16 protein-coding genes are annotated in these 16,159 nt (G+C 70.4%); 7 read left to right on the top strand and 9 right to left on the bottom strand.

Annotated features, from left to right (window positions below; all coding sequences use genetic code 11):
• Positions 1-2 precede the first annotated feature (2 nt).
• The 4 genes from ABZ532_RS02005 (at position 3) to ABZ532_RS01990 (ending at position 4,377) form a co-directional block, all read left to right on the top strand.
• Positions 3-863, top strand: a complete 861-nt coding sequence (locus ABZ532_RS02005; protein WP_361278584.1) for a bifunctional DNA primase/polymerase — start codon at positions 3-5, stop codon at positions 861-863.
• Positions 864-865: 2 nt separating this feature from the next.
• On the top strand, positions 866-2,341 hold the full coding sequence (locus ABZ532_RS02000; protein ID WP_361278582.1) for an ATP-binding protein: 1,476 nt from the start codon (positions 866-868) through the stop codon (positions 2,339-2,341).
• 454 nt (positions 2,342-2,795) lie between these two features.
• Entirely contained in the window at positions 2,796-3,041 is a 246-nt protein-coding gene (locus ABZ532_RS01995) for a helix-turn-helix domain-containing protein (protein ID WP_361278580.1), read from the top strand.
• 73 nt (positions 3,042-3,114) lie between these two features.
• Positions 3,115-4,377 (top strand): tyrosine-type recombinase/integrase, encoded by a 1,263-nt coding sequence (locus tag ABZ532_RS01990; RefSeq protein WP_361278578.1) that lies wholly within the window; start codon positions 3,115-3,117, stop codon positions 4,375-4,377.
• Positions 4,378-4,488: 111 nt separating this feature from the next.
• Here ABZ532_RS01990 and glnA read toward each other — a convergent pair whose 3' ends face one another.
• Positions 4,489-5,898 carry a type I glutamate--ammonia ligase gene (glnA, locus tag ABZ532_RS01985; RefSeq protein ID WP_361278576.1) on the bottom strand — a complete coding sequence of 470 codons (1,410 nt, stop codon included), beginning with the start codon at positions 5,896-5,898 and terminating at the stop codon, positions 4,489-4,491.
• A 222-nt stretch (positions 5,899-6,120) separates the two neighbouring features.
• On the opposite strand from glnA, the gene ABZ532_RS01980 reads away from it, so the two are divergent.
• Positions 6,121-6,588 carry an RDD family protein gene (locus ABZ532_RS01980; protein WP_361278574.1) on the top strand — a complete coding sequence of 156 codons (468 nt, stop codon included), beginning with the start codon at positions 6,121-6,123 and terminating at the stop codon, positions 6,586-6,588.
• 90 nt (positions 6,589-6,678) lie between these two features.
• Here ABZ532_RS01980 and ABZ532_RS01975 read toward each other — a convergent pair whose 3' ends face one another.
• The 4 genes from ABZ532_RS01975 to lipB all read right to left on the bottom strand — a co-directional run bounded on the left by ABZ532_RS01975 (position 6,679) and on the right by lipB (position 9,747).
• A complete protein-coding gene (locus ABZ532_RS01975) occupies positions 6,679-7,383 on the bottom strand; it encodes a DUF4191 domain-containing protein (RefSeq protein ID WP_361278572.1) in 705 nt (234 codons plus the stop codon).
• An 18-nt stretch (positions 7,384-7,401) separates the two neighbouring features.
• Entirely contained in the window at positions 7,402-7,605 is a 204-nt protein-coding gene (locus ABZ532_RS01970; RefSeq protein ID WP_361278570.1) for a hypothetical protein, read from the bottom strand.
• Between the two features lie 233 nt (positions 7,606-7,838).
• Positions 7,839-8,807 carry a lipoyl synthase gene (gene lipA, locus ABZ532_RS01965; RefSeq protein ID WP_361278567.1) on the bottom strand — a complete coding sequence of 323 codons (969 nt, stop codon included), beginning with the start codon at positions 8,805-8,807 and terminating at the stop codon, positions 7,839-7,841.
• 121 nt (positions 8,808-8,928) lie between these two features.
• The gene (gene lipB, locus ABZ532_RS01960) at positions 8,929-9,747 is read right to left on the bottom strand and encodes a lipoyl(octanoyl) transferase LipB (RefSeq protein WP_361278565.1); all 819 of its coding nucleotides are present in this window, start codon (positions 9,745-9,747) and stop codon (positions 8,929-8,931) included.
• A 234-nt stretch (positions 9,748-9,981) separates the two neighbouring features.
• Here lipB and ABZ532_RS01955 point away from each other — a divergent pair, with 234 nt between their 5' ends.
• A complete protein-coding gene (locus tag ABZ532_RS01955) occupies positions 9,982-11,493 on the top strand; it encodes a regulator (RefSeq protein ID WP_361278563.1) in 1,512 nt (503 codons plus the stop codon).
• 128 nt (positions 11,494-11,621) lie between these two features.
• On the opposite strand, the gene ABZ532_RS01950 is transcribed toward ABZ532_RS01955, so the two are convergent.
• Both ABZ532_RS01950 and ABZ532_RS01945 read right to left on the bottom strand, forming a co-directional pair.
• Complete coding sequence (locus tag ABZ532_RS01950) at positions 11,622-12,968, bottom strand: NAD(P)/FAD-dependent oxidoreductase (protein WP_361278561.1); 1,347 nt, start codon at positions 12,966-12,968, stop codon at positions 11,622-11,624.
• Positions 12,969-13,158: 190 nt separating this feature from the next.
• Positions 13,159-14,061 (bottom strand): TIGR01777 family oxidoreductase, encoded by a 903-nt coding sequence (locus tag ABZ532_RS01945; RefSeq protein ID WP_361278681.1) that lies wholly within the window; start codon positions 14,059-14,061, stop codon positions 13,159-13,161.
• A 25-nt stretch (positions 14,062-14,086) separates the two neighbouring features.
• On the opposite strand from ABZ532_RS01945, the gene ABZ532_RS01940 reads away from it, so the two are divergent.
• Positions 14,087-14,638 carry a GNAT family N-acetyltransferase gene (locus ABZ532_RS01940; protein WP_361278559.1) on the top strand — a complete coding sequence of 184 codons (552 nt, stop codon included), beginning with the start codon at positions 14,087-14,089 and terminating at the stop codon, positions 14,636-14,638.
• Positions 14,639-14,689: 51 nt separating this feature from the next.
• Here the strand turns inward: ABZ532_RS01940 and ABZ532_RS01935 are convergent, their stop codons facing one another.
• Positions 14,690-15,346, bottom strand: a complete 657-nt coding sequence (locus ABZ532_RS01935) for a TetR family transcriptional regulator (protein ID WP_361278557.1) — start codon at positions 15,344-15,346, stop codon at positions 14,690-14,692.
• 235 nt (positions 15,347-15,581) lie between these two features.
• Complete coding sequence (locus tag ABZ532_RS01930; protein WP_361278679.1) at positions 15,582-16,100, bottom strand: DUF4240 domain-containing protein; 519 nt, start codon at positions 16,098-16,100, stop codon at positions 15,582-15,584.
• Positions 16,101-16,159 lie beyond the last annotated feature (59 nt).

Raw genomic sequence — 16,159 nt, 5'->3', positions numbered from 1 at the left:
GCATGACCCAATCCTCCGACATCCGGGGAGAGCACCTGCGTACCGCCTTGGCCCTGGCAGCCTCCGGGTTGCCCGTGCTGCCGCTGAGGAAGGGCAAGGTGCCTTTCGCCAACTGCCTCGCCTGCTTGTACACCTCGTGCGGCGGGCGCCCCCACATGAAGACCCCCGGCCCCTGCGCCTGCCCCGGACCCTGCCACGGCTGGGCCGCCGCCACCGCCGATCCAGAGACCCTCACCTCCACGGAATGGGCCGGTGCCTGGCGTGGCGCGGCCGCGGTCGCCTACCACCCGGGCGGCGCCGGGCTGACGGTCGTGGACCTCGACAACGCCGACGCCATCGCGTGGGCCCGCGAGCACCTGCCCGCCACGCAGACCGTGCCTACCACCCGCGGTGAGCACTGGCTCTACCTCGGGGCCATGACCTCCGCCAACGGCGTGCGGCCCGGCGTGGACATCAAGTCCACGATGTCCTACGCCCGCTGGCTCGGTCCCGGCACCGGCACCCCGACCGTCCTGCCCGATGCCGTGCGCGCGCTCGCCACGAGCAAGCCTGCCCCGGCCGGGCCCGCGCTCTCGCCCGTCACGGTGCCCGCGCCGGCCGGTGGCGGTGAGTGCCGCCACCGCACGCCCGCCTTCCTCGAGCGCGGCATCGCCATGGCCGAGCAGCGCATCACCGAGGCCACCAGCGGCGTACACAGCACCGTCTACCGCGCCTTCCTGGCGGTGCTCTCCACGCACGGCCGGTGCGGCTGCCTCACCGAAGACCACATCGCGCGGCTATTCACCGCCGCGCAGGCCAAGGGCGAAACGGCCCGGCACTGCACCGACGCCTGGACCAACGCCCGCAACCGGTTGGGGCTCTGACCATGGAGGACGACGAGAAGAACCCGGCCCGGAAGGTCATCGCGGACTATGCGCAAGAGCGCTTCCGCTACTTCCGCACCGCCGACGGAACCGTCTACGCCCAGCGCAAAGGCCACCCCGTGGCACGCCCCATCCGCTCCCAGGGCACGACCGGAAGCCACCGGCAGGAACTCATGGTCGGCCTGTTCCGTGACGGACTCGGCGTGTTCAACGGCACCGCGATGAAGGAGGCACTCGACTTGATCGAAGCACTCGCACTCACCGAGCAGGTGCAGCCCATCCACATCCGCGTCGCGCCCGGCTTCGACGGGGCGACGTGGTTGGACCTGGGCCGCGACGACGGACAGTCCGTCCGCATCCACCCCATCGGCTGGGACATCGCGATCCCCGATCCGCTTGAGGTGTGCTGGCGGCGCACCCAGCTCACCGGGGAACTGCCCCTGCCCGCCAAGGACACCAACGGCAAGGGCATCGACCTGCTGTTCAGGCTCTGCAACTTCGCCACCGCAGAGACCGAATGCCTGGCCATGGCCTGGCTGATCGGCTGCCTGGAACCCTCCGTGCCCGTCCCCGCTCCCTTCCTCACCGGCCCCCAAGGGGCGGGAAAGTCGACCGGCGGGCGGATGCTCATCCGGATCATCGAAGGTATGAGCAGTGACCTTCGCCGCGCCCCGAAAGACGAGGACAACCTGATCGCGGCAGTCGCCGCCGGGTGGGTCACCGCCCTGGACAACCTCTCCCACATGACCCCGGACCTGTCCGACGCCATGTGCTGCATCGTCACCGGAGCCGAGAGCGTCAAACGCGCCCTGTTCACCGACGGAGACGTCTTCCGAGCCCGCTACCGCCGCCCCCTCCTCCTGACCGGCATCGACGTCGGCGTCATCCGCCCCGACCTCGCCGAACGCCTCCTACCGCTCCGGCTTGAACGACCCAAGGTGCGGCGCACCGAAGCGGAACTGTGGGCGGAGTACGCCGAAGTCCTGCCCATCGTGCTCGGCTCCCTGCTGGACCTGACCGTCAAGGTCCGTGCCGCCACCGCCGAGACGCCCACCGACCTGCGCATGGCGGACTTCGCCCACCTGTGCGCCCAACTCGACGAGGCAACCGGCCTGGGAGCGCTGGCGGCCTACCGGGCCGGGCTGGACGACCTGAACGACGACGTGATCGAAGGAGACCTGCTCGCGCAGACCGTGCTCCAGTACGCAGCCAGCATGCAGACCGGCGCGCAGGAGCGGATGACGTCCGCGGAATGGCTGCACCGCCTCACCCGTCTGTACAGCGGCGAGGACTGCCGGCCTCTGCCGAAGGGGTGGCCGACCACTGGCAAAGTGCTCTCCGACCGGCTCAAGCGCCTTCAGCCCACCCTCGCCGCCCGCGGCCTGATCGTCGACTGGGGGCGCACCCGCGAGGCCCGCTACATCGAGCTCTCCGACCCCGTCGGAGCGCCCGAGCCGCAGCAGGAAGCCGCGTTCTGACCCAAGGTCACCGCTCAACAGCAAGAAGAGCACCCGGCCCAACCCGGCCGGCGTGCTCCTCTTGCTGTTCGGCGCAGCGCGCCGCCCCAAGGACGCGCCGCGCAGCGGCTCCTTCTTCACGTCCTGAGCCGCGCACAACATACAGACACCACCCCCCCCTTTTTTTCCTAAGTAGGGGAACGCTGCGTCACCCGCGTCACAAGCACCGGAAACCGGCCCCTGACCTGCCGGAACAGGCGTGACGCAGAGCCGAATCGTCTGCGTCATCGTGCGTCACCTGCGTCACGTCGCCGTGACGCAGGTGACGCGGCGGTGACGCACTCCAACCGCGCTCCGTCACCGATAGCCGCAGGTCAGAAGGTCGAATGACGCACGTGACGTTGTGACGCAGAAATCCGAACCTCGGACACACGCGTCCTCCCGAGCCCCGAAGCCAACGACTTCCAAGGACCCCATGAGCCGAACCCGTTCCGCTCAACCCGACCCCCGCGCCACCCTCCGGGGCGGCTTGCCCGACCGGTACCTCACCCCCGACGACATCGCCGACCTATTCGGTGTGCCGCTGGAGACCGTCTATGCCTGGCGCAAGAAGCGCACAGGACCGCCCGGCTTCCGCGTTGGCAAACACCTGCGCTACGACCCCGCCGAAGTACGGGCCTACGTCACACGGCTCAAGGACGTCGACCGCGCAGCGGCCTGACGCGACCACACCACCAGGGGCGACCGCAGTGCGGTCGCCCCTGGTTCATGCAGAGAAAGGGGCACCGCCTCAAATGGCCGGCCACATCCAAGACCGCTGGTACAAGACCGTGTTGAACCCTGCCGGGAAGACCGCGCGCGTGAAGACCGAGCGCTACGGAACGGGCATGCGCTATCGCGCCCGCTACGTGGCGCCGGACGGGACCGAACGTAGCCGCTCGTTCCCCGACAAGCAAAAGCGCCTTGCGGAGGCGTGGTTGACGCAGATGGCGGCCGATATGACCCGCGGGCAGTACGTTGACCCAGCGGCGGGGAAGGTCACGTTTCAGCAGTTCGCTACGCAATGGCTCGCCTCGCAGACGACGGACGCAGCCACGATCGTGGCGATGGAGCTGCGGTTCCGGCTGCATGCCTTCCCGCACATCGGATCGCGCTCTCTCAGCGCCTTTCAGCCGGGTCATGTCCGCGCGTGGGCACGTGCGCTCAAGGACTCTGGGATCGCGTCGTCATACCAGCGCGTCATCTTTGCCAACGTGTCCGCTGTTTTCGCCGCGGCCGTTGACGATGGCATCATCGCCCGCAACCCGTGCCGCGCTGGCTCCGTAAAGGCGCCCAAGCTGGACCCTCGGAAGCTCAAGCCGTGGACTCATCAGCGCGTAGTCGCGGTTAGGTCCGGTCTCCCTGTGCAGTACGCCACGATCACCGATGTGGGCGCCGGGTGCGGTCTGCGACAGGGCGAGATCTTTGGGCTTGCCGTTGACGAAGTCGACTTTCTCGGGGGTGTCGTCCATGTCGTCCGACAGGTCAAGATGGTCGGCCCGCACCTGGTCTTCGCTCCGCCGAAAGGCGGCAAGCTTCGCGACGTCCCGCTGCCAGATGTCGTTTCGCACGCACTCGCCGCACACATCACAGAGCGTCCTCCGATCGAAATCACGCTGCCCTGGAGGACGCCGGACGGACCACCGGTCACAGCCACGCTCTTGTTCTACTCGCGCGAGAGGAAGGCGCTGAACCGGAACTACTTCAACATGTACCTGTGGAAGCCCGCACTCGTCGCGGCCGGCGTCATCCCAGAGCGCGAGCCGGGGGAGCGGTTCACGAAGTCGCGCGAGCACGGCATGCATGCGCTGCGGCACTACTACGCGTCGGTGCTTCTGGACGCGGGGGAGAACATCAAGGCCCTTGCTGAGTACCTCGGGCACTCGGACCCCGGCTTCACGCTCCGCACGTATACGCACCTGATGCCGAACAGTCAGGACCGCGCACGGAAGGCCGTCGACTCTGCCTTCGGTTCATCGGGCGCTGATGAGGATGCAACGGTGCCCGTGGCGGCCTGAGCGACGCCCACAGAAACGGCCGTCGGCCATGCCTTCCGAGAGCGGAAGAGCACGGCCGACGGCCCACAGACGGCCCAGGAGAGCGGAAAGCCGCTCTGACCTGCGACGTTCTTAAATGTCGAAGTACAGCTCGAACTCGTGCGGGTGCGGGCGCAGCTGGATCGGGGCGATCTCGTTCGTCCGCTTGTAGTCGATCCAGGTCTCGATCAGGTCGGACGTGAAGACGCCGCCCGCCTGGAGGTACTCGTTGTCCGCCTCGAGGGCGTCGAGGACCGCCGGGAGTGAGGTCGGGACCTGGGGAACGCCCGCGTGCTCCTCGGGGGCGAGCTCGTAGAGGTCCTTGTCGATCGGCTCGGCCGGCTCGATCTTGTTCTTGATGCCGTCGAGGCCGGCGAGCAGTAGCGCGGAGAAGGCCAGGTAGGGGTTCGAGGACGGGTCCGGGGCGCGGAACTCGACGCGCTTGGCCTTCGGGTTGGAGCCCGTGATCGGGATACGCATCGCGGCGGAGCGGTTGCGCTGCGAGTACACCAGGTTGACCGGAGCCTCGAAGCCCGGGACCAGACGGTGGTAGGAGTTCACCGTCGGGTTGGTGAAGGCCAGCAGGGACGGGGCGTGCTTGAGGATGCCGCCGATGTAGTAGCGGGCCATGTCCGAGAGGCCCGCGTAGCCCTGCTCGTCGTAAAAGAGCGGGGAGCCGCCCTCCCACAGGGACTGGTGGACGTGCATGCCGGAGCCGTTGTCGCCGAAGATCGGCTTGGGCATGAAGGTCGCGGTCTTGCCGTTGCGCCAGGCGACGTTCTTCACGATGTACTTGAAGAGCATCAGGTCGTCGGCCGCGGCGAGCAGCGTGTTGAACTTGTAGTTGATCTCGGCCTGGCCGGCGGTGCCGACCTCGTGGTGCTGGCGCTCGACCTGGAGGCCGGCCTTGTCCAGCTCCAGGGAGATCTCGGCACGCAGGTCGGCGAAGTGGTCGACCGGCGGGGCGGGGAAGTAGCCGCCCTTGTAGCGGACCTTGTAGCCGCGGTTGTCCTCGAGCGCGCCCGTGTTCCAGGCACCGGCCTCGGAGTCGATGTGGTAGAAGCCCTCGTTCGCCGTGGTGGCGAAGCGCACCGAGTCGAAGACGTAGAACTCCGCCTCGGGGCCGAAGTACGCGGTGTCCGCGATGCCGGTGGAGGCGAGGTAGGCCTCGGCCTTCTTGGCGATGTTCCTCGGGTCACGGCTGTACTGCTCGCCGGTGATCGGGTCGTGGATGAAGAAGTTGATGTTGAGGGTCTTGTCGCGGCGGAACGGGTCCAGGCGCGCCGTGGAGAGGTCCGCGCGCAGCGCCATGTCGGACTCGTGGATCGCCTGGAAGCCGCGGATCGACGAGCCGTCGAAGGCGAGCTCCTCGGACGGGTCGAACGCCGCTGCCGGGACGGTGAAGTGCTGCATCACGCCCGGAAGGTCGCAGAAACGGACGTCGATCATCTTCACGTCGTTGTCCGCGATGTACTTCTTGGCGTCGTCGGCGTTCTGGAACATCCAACTCCTCCTACTCCCGGCCCGGGGAGGGACGGGGTTGTCGCTCGGTCGTGCTGCCAGTGCGGTGGCACACGCTGCACACGACCCTAGGCAGCGGGGATTTCTCCAGCATGACTCATTTGTTTCGCGGACGTTAACCGGACCCGCGAGGAACCGTGTCACGGGCGGTTGTGACCGGACCCGGCCTGGGGTGATCAAAAGCCCGCACAGTACCGTGGACGGGTGGACAACAGGCAAGCAATCGGCTCGTGGCTGTCCGGCCCCCGCGCGGCCGTCGAGGACATGGGCGCCGACCTCGGCTACCGGGGTGAGCGGCTCGGACTGCCGCAGGAGGGCCCTGGCGCCGTCGCCCCGCTCGGACGGCGCTTCGGGGCGCTGTTCATCGACTGGGGGCTGTGCATGCTCATCGCATGGGGCCTCCTCACCGGAGGCGACTGGTCCGCGGCGGGCAACCCCGCGCTGCTGGTCCTTCTCGTACTGAGCGCGCTCACCGTCGGCACCGTCGGCAGCACACCCGGCAAGCGCCTCCTCGGCCTCCGCGTCATCTCCGTGAACGGCGGGCGGCTCGGTTTCGGGCGCGCGGTGGTGCGAGGCGTCCTGCTCTGCCTCGGCATCCCGGCGCTGGTGTGGGACCGCGACGGGCGGGGGCTGCACGACCGCTTCGCCGGTGCGGTGCAGGTGCGGATCTGACCGCACCACGGCTCGCGACGGCCTGCCGTCACGTCTGAGGGCCCCCGGCACTGCCGGGGGCCCTCAGACGTCGTGCTCAGGCGATGCGCGTCAGCGTGACCTGCCGCCACGCGGCATGCGCATGCCCTTGGGCATCGGGCCCTTCGGCAGTGGCATGTTGCTCATCAGGTCGCCCATGGCGCGCAGCCGGTCGTTCGTCTGCGTCACCTGCGGGCCGCTCAGCACCCGCGGCAGCTTGACCATGGTGGTGCGCAGCTTCTTCAGCGGCACCTGGCCCTCGCCGTCGCCGACGATGATGTCGTGCACCGGGGCCTCGACGGCGATGCGGGACATCTTCCTCTTCTCGGCCGCCAGCAGCGTCTTCACCCGGTTCGGGTTGCCCTCGGCCACCAGGACGATGCCCGCCTTGCCGACGGCACGGTGGACGACGTCCTGGCTGCGGTTCATCGCGACCGCAGGGGTCGTGGTCCAGCCGCGGCCCACGTTCTGGAGCACCGCGGCCGCCGCGCCCGGCTGTCCTTCCATCTGCCCGAAGGCGGCGCGCTCGGCGCGGCGTCCGAAGACGATCGCCATCGCGAGGAAGCCCAGCAGGAGACCCAGGAGGCCGAGATAGTAGGGGTGACCGATCAGGAAACCGATCGCGAGAAGGACACCGAAGGTGACGATTCCCACAGCCCCGAGAATCAGACCGACCTTCGGGTCCGACCGACGGGTCATCTTGTACGTCAGAGCGATCTGCTTGAGTCGCCCGGGGTTCGCAGAGGCAGCAGTCTCTGCCTGTTCCTTCCTCGCCATGCTGTGAGTTTACGTGGCTCAGGAGGAGCGGGTCAGCGCGGCCTCCAATACGTGCTCGGCCTCGACCCGGTCCTTGGCGAGGCGCCGGTTCTCGAGCACCGCCGTCCAGGCGTTGCGGCGGGCGGTGCTCTGGCCGCCGCGCAGGAGTACGGATTCCACGGCACGAAGGGCCTGGGTGAGGGTCGGGAAGGCGTTGGCGCGTACGGAAGTCGCGGCCTGCATGGTGGGAGTCTCCCTCGGGGGCAAGGTGGCGATGAGTGAGAGCGTGCGTGCTGTGCGTGAATCCAGAGTCACTGATTGGTGTTACCAGTGCATGACTGAGTGGTCAAACACCGATGAAACCTTTATTCGGAGCACCTGAAGCAGACGCGGCCCATACGCGCCCCCGACCTGCGGAGAGCGTATGAGCCGCATCGATCCGGCCACTACTGGCCGGTAATATCTTGTGTGGGAGTTCACACGGTCCGGGTGCCGGCCGCGGTCTCCTCACGCTTGTCCTTAGCCTGCTGGAAGAGCCGGCCTGCCCGGTACGACGAACGCACCAGCGGGCCCGACATCACTCCGGAGAAGCCGATCTCCTCGGCCTCCTCCTTCAGCTCCACGAACTCGTGCGGCTTCACCCAGCGCTCCACCGGGTGATGCCGCACCGAGGGGCGCAGGTACTGCGTGATGGTGATGAGCTCGCAGCCCGCGTCGTGCAGGTGCTGGAGCGCCTCGCTGACCTCTTCGCGGGTCTCGCCCATGCCGAGGATCAGGTTGGACTTGGTGACCAGCCCGGCCGCGCGGGACTCGGTGATCACCTTCAGGGAGCGCTCGTAGCGGAAGCCGGGGCGGATCCTCTTGAAGATCCGCGGCACCGTCTCCACGTTGTGCGCGAGCACCTCGGGGCGGGACGAGAAGACCTCGGCCAGCTGGTCCGGGTCCGCGTTGAAGTCGGGGATCAGCAGCTCGACCTTGGTGTGTCCGGCCTCGCGGCCGGCCGTCTGCGCATGGATCTGGCGCACGGTCTCCGCGTACAGCCAGGCGCCGCCGTCTTCCAGGTCGTCGCGGGCGACGCCGGTGATCGTCGCGTAGTTCAGGTCCATCGCGACCACGGACTCACCGACGCGGCGCGGCTCGTCGCGGTCGAGGGCCTGCGGCTTCCCCGTGTCGATCTGGCAGAAGTCGCAGCGCCGGGTGCACTGGTCGCCGCCGATGAGGAAGGTCGCCTCGCGGTCCTCCCAGCATTCGAAGATATTCGGACAGCCGGCCTCCTGGCACACCGTGTGCAGGCCCTCGCTCTTGACCAGCTTCTGGAGCTGGTTGTACTCGGGGCCCATTTTCGCCCGGGTCTTGATCCACTCGGGCTTGCGCTCGATGGGGGTCTGGCTGTTCCGGGCCTCCAGACGCAGCAGCTTGCGTCCGTCGGGTGCGACAGCGGACACGACCGGCTCCCTACACTTCGATTCCTCGGCGACCACCAGGGTACGCCCGATGTTTTGATGCCCCCTACGCCTGGCCAACCTCTGGCCATGGGGTGGGCATTCCCAGGCGGGCTGACACCGCTCAGCCGGCGGGCACCGCGTCCGGTGCGGTGTCGTGTTCGACGGTGCGGGGCTTCAGGTCCGCGCCCTCCAGCACCTCACGCAGATGCCTTTCGGCCACCGGGAGCACCTCGGCGATCGTCACATCCCGGCCCAGCTCACCCGCGAGCGATGCGACCCCCGCGTCCCGGATGCCGCACGGCACGATCCGGTCGAACCAGGTGTTGTCCGGGTTCACGTTCAGTGCGAAGCCGTGCATCGTCACACCCTTGGCGACCCGGATGCCGATGGCGGCCAGCTTGCGGTCCTCGCGGCGCTGGCCCGCGTTCGAGGGTGCGTACTCGGGACCGCTGAGGCGGGGGTCGAACTCGTCGTCCTGCAGCCGGGGGTCGAAGTCGAGTGACAGGCCTCCGACCGACGGACGCTCCGCGATCGGGTCTCCCAGCACCCAGACCCCGCTGCGGCCCTCGATCCGGGTGGTCTCCACACCGAACTCGGCGCAGGTGCGGATCAGCGCCTCTTCCAGCCGCCGCACATGGGCCACGACGTCCACCGGGCGCGGCAGCTGCATGATCGGGTAGCCCACCAGCTGGCCCGGGCCGTGCCAGGTGATCTTGCCGCCGCGGTCCACGTCGATGACCGGGGTGCCGTCCAGGGGGCGCTCGCTGTCCTCCGTACGCCGCCCCGCCGTGTAGACGGGCTGGTGCTCGAGCAGCAGGCAGGTGTCGGGGATCTCGCCGGCGAACCGGGCCGCGTGCACGCGGCGCTGCTCGTCCCAGGCCTCCTGGTACTCCACGGCGTCCTCGCCGAAGCCCAGATGGACAAAACGCAGCTCGCTCACCGGCTGTGCCTCCCTCAAGCTGCCTCACGCTTTCACGGGTGCACTCGTCGCGCCCCCGGCCACTGTACGACTCGTCACGACAGGCGCCGCAGTCGTCAGCGACGCCCCCAATCCTCACACGATCGGATGAATGCGGAGACAAGGTGCGCCGGTGGGGCGGGTCAGGCCCGCTACATTCGCGCCGTTTCATGTGGGCTGCATCTCGAGCCCGGAAGGCAGGAGACCGCACAGCTGATGACGGAACGACCCCCGCAGCGCACACCCAACCGCCAGCTCGCCGCGCTCATCGAGGAGGCGGGTTTCTCCAACGCCGGGCTCGCCCGCCGCGTGGACCAGCTCGGCCTGGAGCACGGTCTCGACCTGCGGTACGACAAGACCTCGGTGACCCGCTGGCTGCGCGGGCAGCAGCCGCGCGGTACGACACCCGCGCTGATCGCCGAGGTGTTCACCCGGCGACTGGGGCGCCGGCTGTCCGCGCAGGACCTGGGGCTCGACGCCTGTGCGCCGGTCTACGCCGGTCTCGAGTTCGCGGCCGCCCCCGAGGAGGCCGTGGACATCGTCAGCGGGCTGTGGCGCAAGGACTCGGGCAGTCATGCGGAGCTGCGGAAGATCGCCTTCACCCCCGCCGGACTGGTCGTACCGAGCCGGGACTGGCTGATCGGACGGGCCGACGAGCGGGTCGGCCGTCAGGACCCGGCCGCCCCACCCGGAGCCGTTCAGCCCGGGGTCGCGCCGGGGGCCGTCCACCCGGGTACCGCCATCCCCGGCTCCGCCCGGATCCCCGCCCCGCCCGGCGCTCGGGTCCTCGTCCCGCGCCAGCGCGGCACCGACCGCGGACCGGGCCAGCGGGTCACCGTGGGCGACATCGCGGCGCTGCGCTCGGTCGGCGAACTGTTCCGGACGCTCGACCAGAACTACGGCGGCGGGCACGCCCGCCAGGCGCTCGTGCGCTACCTGGAGCACGAGCTCGAGCCGATGCTGCGCGGCAGCTACGCCGAGGCGACCGGGCGCAAGCTGTTCGCCGCCGCGGCCGACCTCACCCGGCTCGCCGGCTGGACCTCGTACGACATCGCCGCGCACGGCCTCGCCCAGCGGTATTTCGTCCAGGCGCTGCGGCTGGCGCAGGCGGCCGGTGACCGGGCGTACGGGGCGTACGTCCTGGCCACCATGGCCCGTCAGGCGGTCTACCTGGGCCACGGCCGTGAGGCCGTCCAGCTCACCCGCGTCGCCCAGCAGGGCATCGGCTCCGGCGCGCCGCAGGTCGTCCAGGCGCTGCTGCACGCGGTCGAGGCACGGGGCCACGGGGTGCTCGGCGACCTCCGCTCCTGTACGGCCTCGCTGGTACGCGCCGAGCGGGCGCTGGAGGCGGCGCGGCCGGGTGACGAGGTCCCGCACTGGGCGCGCTACTTCGACGAGGCACAGCTCGCGGACGAGTTCGGGCACTGCCACCGCGACCTCCAGCAGTACCGCGCCGCCGTCCAGCACGCGGAGCGCTCACTGCAACTGCGACCGCCCGGATATGCCCGCAGCCGCCTCTTCTGCCGTGTCGTACTCGCCACGGCACGGCTCGGTCTCGGCGAACTCGACCAGGCCTGCGTGCTGGGCGCGGAGGCCGCCCAGCAGGCATCCGAGATGCGTTCGGCCCGCGCGGTCGACTACATCCGCGACTTCGAGCGCCGCTTGGAGCCCTACCGGGACGCGGCGGCCGTACGGGGATACCGCGACCGGGTGATGGCCATCGGCTGAGGGCCGCCGACGTCTCGCCGCCGACGTCTCGCCGGCGGCCCGCGACTCGGCAGCGGCCCCGACCCGTCCTCGACCAGGCATCGAGGCGTGCGGGCTTCGATGGTCCCGGACGCTTGGGCACGGCCTGGCTAGGCGGCCACCGAGTCCGCGGTGAGCGCTCCCGCCGAATAGCCGGGCTGGATGCCGAAGTCGCGCAGGATGGCGTGCGCCGCCCTGCGCCCGGAGTACAGCGCCCCCTGCACGGTGCTGGTGTCACGGTGGTCGCCGCACACGTAGAGCCCCGCGAGAAGCCGCACCGCGCGGCGCGCGTCGTGCGGTGGCGGCATCGCGGGCACGGCTTCCGGGTCGTGATGGACGGCGAGCAGCTCCCAGTCGTCGGTGGGGGTGCCGTACAGCGCGGCGAGCTGGGCGCGCACCCGGCGGTCGAGATCCGCGGGTGGCCGTCCGAGGACGGTGGAGGTGACCAGGGCGCGGCCGAGCGGGGCGCGGGACGGGTCGACCTCGCTCATCACGGCGGTGTGGGAGACGGGGCCGGTGCGGTCGGCGTCCAGCAACAGGGACGGTTCGCCCAGCGGCGGTACGGGAGCCGTGTGGTGAAGGACCGTCACGGGGTGGAACGCGGGGATGCGCAGCCCCGGCAGCAGGGTGGCGGCGGTGCGGGCACCGGTCGCGAGGAGCAGCGAGCGGGAGCTGATGGAGCCGTGCTCCTCGGTGAGCACACCGCTGATCGACGCGTCCGTGACACGCACCCCGGTGTGGACCGTGCCTGGCGGCAGGGTGGCGGCGAGCAGCTCGGGCAGCGCGGCGGCACCGCCCGCGGGCACGCACAGGCGGCCACGGGCGAAGGCCCGCAGAGCGAGGTCCGCGACCCGGCTGGAGCTGGTGAGCTCCGGGTCGCAGAGCAGGGTGGAGAGCAGGGGCCGCAGGAAGCCGCCCACGGTCCGGGCGGAGAAGCCCCGGGCGTAGAGCGCGTCCAGCGCCGGGAGTTCCGGACGCCCGAGCAGACGGCGGGTCGGGGTCGCCGAGAGGCGCCCGAGCACGGCTGCGAGCCTGGCCTGGTCGAGTGCGTTGCCGAGCGGGGTGCGGGGGGCGCTTGCGAGGGCGCGCGCGGCGCTGAGCGCTCCCTCTACGCGCCGCGGGGCGTAGGGCGAACCCTTGTGCGCACTCCGTCGTACGCCCGCCCTGTGCTGGCGTCCCTCGCTGTGCACGAGCACCCCGGACGCGAAGGGGCGCAGTTCGAGGCCCGCGAGCCCTGGCGTGCGCCGGAGTTCCGGATAGGCGGTGTTGAGCAGGTGCCCGGTCCGGTCGAGCCGAAAGCCGTCGATCCGGTCGGTGGCCATGCGGCCTCCGACGGTGGGCGAGGCTTCCAGGACGGTGACCGTGACCCCCGCACTGGTGAGTTGATGAGCTGCCGAGAGGCCGGCGAGACCGGCCCCGACGATGACGACGTCCGCGTGGCGTGCGCTGCTGAGCACGTGCCCCTCCCCGAGGTCGGCGCGGCTTGGTGTGGGGCCTCATTCCCCTAACCTGCCTGTGCGATGCGGAAGTTTGGACTGGAGAGTAGAAACCCTTCGGTAGGTGCACGGCCAGCGGCGCACATCGGTCGCCCGGCAGCATGAACTCGTACAGGTGTGCGCCTCCCCGCCTTGCGGAGAAGTACGCGGATCACCGCAACGCCGCCCGGATGGACTCGTCGATCGAGGGGTGGGCGAACTCGAATCCGGAGTCGAGGAGCCTGCGCGGCAGCACCCGTTGGCTGGCCAGTACGTCGTCGGAGAACTCGCCCATGGCGAGACGGAGCGCGAACGGCGGCACCGTGAACAGGGTGGGGCGACCCAGGACGCGCCCCATCGCCTCGGTGACCTCGCGGTTCGTCAGCGGATTCGGTGCGGTCAGATTCACCGGACCGGACAGGCCGTCCGTGTCGATGATGTGGCGGAAAGCGGCCACCTCGTCCTCAAGGGAGATGAAGCTCCAGAACTGGCGACCGCTGCCGAGGCGTCCGCCGAGCCCCGCCCGGAACACCGGGAAGAGCCGCCCCCATGCCCCGCCCTCCCGCGCCACCACCAGACCCGTACGGGCGTACGCCACCCGGATCCCGGCCTCGTGCGCGGGTGCCGCCGCGGCCTCCCAGTCCTCGCAGACCGACGCGAGGAACCCCGCACCGGGCGGCGCGCTCTCGTCCACCGCGCGGTCGCCGGTGTCGCCGTAGTAGCCGATCGCGGACCCGCAGACCAGTACCCGCGGCGGCTCCTCCAGAGAGGCCACTGCCTGCGCGATCGTGGCCGTACCGAACACCCGGCTCTCCCTGATCTCCTTCTTGTACGCCTCCGTCCAGCGATGGTCACCCACTCCGGCACCGGCCAGATGGACGACGGCGTCGCAGCCGTTCAGGCCCAGGGCGTCGACCTCCTGACGTTCGGGATCCCACTGCACCTCGTCAGGGGTGCGCGCGGGCCGCCGCACCAGGCGGACCACCTCATGCCCCCCTTCTGCCGTCAGGGAGCGGACAAGCGCCTTACCGATGAGCCCGTTGGAACCGGTGATCGCAATACGCATGTGTCCCATCCTGCCCAGATGAAACAGTGTCGTCATGTCCGCACCTCACCTGCCGTACGGGATACGTCCCGCCCGCGCCAGCGACGACACCGTGCTGCGCGAGCTCGACGATGCCACCTGGTCCACCCTGCACTCCGTTCAGTCCCGGCCCACGCAGCCGACCGAGCCGTTCTTCCGGGACTCCGACTTCGGCGATCCCCTCTGCCCCGTGAGCTGCCTCGTCGCCGAGTGCAGCGAGAGCACCGGGAGCACCGGGAACACCTCCGGCAGGCTCGCCGGCTACGTCCGTCTCGGCGTGCCCACCCCGCTCGCCTGCAACCGGCACGTACGCCAGATCCAGGGCCTCGCCGTGGCGGGCTGGGCGCGTGGTGGCGGGCTGGGAAAGGCCCTGCTGCGCGCGGCCGCCGAAGAGGCGAGGCGGCAGGGGGCCGTCCGTATCACCCTGCGGGTGCTCGGCCACAACACCCCGGCCCGGCGGCTGTACGAGTCGGAGGGCTACGCCGTCGAGGGAGTGCTCCCGGGGGAGTTCTTCATCGCAGGCCGCTATGTGGACGACGTGCTGATGGGCCGGTCGCTCACGCCCTGAGCCGCTGCCGGTGCCGCCGTTCCGGGAGGGTTCGGCTCCGCCTGGGCTCCGCTACGGCTCGGATCCACCGGTCAGTTCGCGCAGACAGCGCACCGCCAGGGCGGCCGGTGACGCCTGCGTCCCCGACAGCGGCTCACCCGTCGCCGCCCAGGTCTCCAGTGCCACCCGCAGCGCCTCGGTGGCCGTCACCGCGGTGAGGCGGACCGACAGCGGATCAGCGCCCGGGCCCGCCAGCGTGGCCAGCACCGGCAGCAGACTCTCCTCGGCGTCACGGTGCACCCGGTACCAGACCGTCCGCAGGGCGGCGTCGCCCGCAGCCGCGCGCAGCAGGACCCGCGTCCACAGCAGACTCTCGCGCGCCGCCTCGTCCCGCCCTGACAGGGCATCGGAAAGGGACCGCTCCAGGGCACGGGGGAGCGCGGTGCCCGGCGCCGTGGCGGCGAGCGCGATGCGCTGGCGCTCGGCGGAGTCCGCCAGCAGCGGGGCGACCGCGTCCTGCTTGCCGCGGTAGTAGCGGTAGAACGTGCGCAGTGCGACGCCCGCCCGTCCGGCGATCTGCTCCGCCGTCGTACGGTCCGGACCGCGCTCCGCGAACAGTTCCGCCGCGGCCCGTGCGATACCCAGCTCGGTCGCCGCCTTGCGGCGCGCGGTCAGCGACGGCCGCCGCGTCCGCTGGAGCGACGGTGCGGACGGTGCATGGGTGCTCACCGGAGGCAGCGTACGCGCGGGGGCCGACCGCGACCGTGCGGCGACACCCGGAGTGCGCGGAAACGGTCCCCCGGGTCTGTGCGCCCGTCGCACGACCGGGCGCAAGGGGAGCCGGCCAGGGGCTTCCCCGGCGGGGTCTCTCAGGGAAACCGTCGGTCCATGACCATGTGAGGGTGTGACGGGAGGTCAACTCGGGCTTCCGCGCGCAGACCGCCGGGGGTGTGAACGCGGTCCGTCAGCCCCCGAAGCGCTCCCACAGCGCGGGGAAGCGCTCCGCCAGCGCCCGGTCGCTCTCGAAGTCGAACGCCGCGCCCTCCGGCTCGGCCGACTGGGACGGGATCCCCAGATCGGGTGCGACCACCCCGGTGAGCTGTTCGTACGCCTCGTCCGCCGCGTACCCCAGCTCCTCTCCGTCGCCGTCGATCTCCTCGTCGAACTCCCCCAGGAGGCCGGCGAGGGAGTCGGGGTCGTGCACCGCCCCCTCGAAGACCTCTCGCCCCTGGCCGATCAGCCAGCAGCGGAAGTAGTCGAACGCGTCGTCACTCGCCCCGCCGAGCAGCACCGCCGCCGCACCCCACAGGTCCCAGCGGTAGGCCCGGTTGTAGCGCGCCTCGAAGTGGCGGGCGAAGTCCAGGACGGAGTCGGGGTCGAGCTGGAGCAGCCGTTCGACCAGCAGATCGGCGTGGTCCTCGGGGTCGCCCTCGGCGGCCTCGCGGGTGCTGTCGATGATCTCCCAGAACTCCGTCTCGTCCATCACGGGACAAGCATCGGGGTTGGGGCGCGGCGGCGCACGTGGAGCGGCCGAAATGCTGT

The organism is Streptomyces sp. NPDC019396, from assembly GCF_040632375.1.
GTDB lineage: Bacteria > Actinomycetota > Actinomycetes > Streptomycetales > Streptomycetaceae > Streptomyces.
Note: the sequence above shows the minus strand (reverse complement) of the source record. Positions and strands in the feature narration are given on the sequence as shown.

Coding starts and splice junctions, on each gene's coding strand:
- ABZ532_RS02005 (WP_361278584.1), top strand. CDS start 3: ATGACCCAATCCTCCGACATCCGGGGAGAGCACCTGCGTACCGCCTTG.
- ABZ532_RS02000 (WP_361278582.1), top strand. CDS start 866: ATGGAGGACGACGAGAAGAACCCGGCCCGGAAGGTCATCGCGGACTAT.
- ABZ532_RS01995 (WP_361278580.1), top strand. CDS start 2,796: ATGAGCCGAACCCGTTCCGCTCAACCCGACCCCCGCGCCACCCTCCGG.
- ABZ532_RS01990 (WP_361278578.1), top strand. CDS start 3,115: ATGGCCGGCCACATCCAAGACCGCTGGTACAAGACCGTGTTGAACCCT.
- glnA (WP_361278576.1), bottom strand. CDS start 5,898: ATGTTCCAGAACGCCGACGACGCCAAGAAGTACATCGCGGACAACGAC.
- ABZ532_RS01975 (WP_361278572.1), bottom strand. CDS start 7,383: ATGGCGAGGAAGGAACAGGCAGAGACTGCTGCCTCTGCGAACCCCGGG.
- ABZ532_RS01970 (WP_361278570.1), bottom strand. CDS start 7,605: ATGCAGGCCGCGACTTCCGTACGCGCCAACGCCTTCCCGACCCTCACC.
- ABZ532_RS01955 (WP_361278563.1), top strand. CDS start 9,982: ATGACGGAACGACCCCCGCAGCGCACACCCAACCGCCAGCTCGCCGCG.
- ABZ532_RS01945 (WP_361278681.1), bottom strand. CDS start 14,061: ATGGGACACATGCGTATTGCGATCACCGGTTCCAACGGGCTCATCGGT.
- ABZ532_RS01940 (WP_361278559.1), top strand. CDS start 14,087: ATGTCCGCACCTCACCTGCCGTACGGGATACGTCCCGCCCGCGCCAGC.
- ABZ532_RS01930 (WP_361278679.1), bottom strand. CDS start 16,100: ATGGACGAGACGGAGTTCTGGGAGATCATCGACAGCACCCGCGAGGCC.